1 protein-coding gene is annotated in these 1,148 nt (G+C 42.1%); it reads right to left on the minus strand.

The window, feature by feature from the left end; genetic code table 11:
* On the minus strand, positions 1–796 hold a 796-nt coding region (locus QTO00_RS20015; RefSeq protein ID WP_331426309.1), incomplete at its 3' end, for a fructosamine kinase family protein.
* Between the last annotated feature and the right edge of the window lie 352 nt (positions 797–1,148).

The following is a 1,148-nucleotide window of genomic DNA, read 5'->3' on the forward strand; positions in this document are numbered from 1 at the left end:
GATTGAGAAGATGATAGAGGTTATAGATGTCTTTGCGCTCACTGTAGCCGAAATCAAGAGGAGCAACGCTTTCGTAACCCTGATAAAATTCAGGCTGAAACCCTTCGAACAGTTCAGTCATTGCAATATCGCACTCTCTGTCACCCCAGTAGCAGGCGGGATCGTAGCAAATAGGGCCAAAAACGGAGTTGGCACAGTTGCCATGCCATAGGTCACCATGGAGCAATGATGGTTTTGGCTGATGGTGAGCAAGCCTGTCGTGAACCAACTGGGTAAATTCGTTAATATCAACTAAATCAATCCCTTTCTCTCGCAACAACTGAAGTTGCCAGCCAACCCTTTGCTCAGAAAAGAAACGTGACCACTTACGGCTCCACTTGTTTGGCTGAAGTGTACTGCCAATGAAGTTGTCTTGGTCGAAACCATACTCTTTTTGCTCGCCCCACTGATGCAAGCGGGCAAGTTGTTGACCGAATGCGTAACTGTTCTTTGCGTCATCAAGGGGCTTGGTTGGCAAATAGTTTAGAATGATAAATGAATGGTGTTTCGACTTGCCTGTTAGGATGAGCTCTGGGACGAATACCGTATTGCTTTCACGCAGGATACGGATGTTTTCAGCTTCGATCTCGAACTTGGGAAGAAACTCACGCTTGTTGATCTTTACAAAGTAACGTTGCTCTCCATCAGAGATCATGTAACAGTCACTAATGTCACCACCATGCACTTTCTCTTTCTCTACGATTTCGTAAGAGAACATCAAGGTTTCGGAAAGTTGTTTAGAAATAGCTTGCCACATAGTCATTCCCAGTTTCATCTATCTTTAGTTTTAGTGTAGAAGATGCTTTTAGGTATTACTGATTCATAGTGCAAAAAATTCAATCATTTACACTAATTTCATTGAAACGATACAAAACTGTGAACTTACGCATCTTCAAGGCTAAAGAGATGGCAATATCGGCCGCTGTTTAAAGCGAGTCCTCAATTAACAGGGCAATTAAACTGGATTCTAATGTGATGTTTAATTGAATTTGAGAAGTGGTCCCCAATTTTCGGACATGACTTTAAGTGATTGATCTGTTTTGATAGTACCCAACAATACTGGAACAGATTATGACTAGAAAACGTAGAAACCACTCTCCTGAGTTCAA

Origin of the sequence: Vibrio sp. M260118, from assembly GCF_036533755.1 — a bacterium.
GTDB lineage: Bacteria > Pseudomonadota > Gammaproteobacteria > Enterobacterales > Vibrionaceae > Vibrio.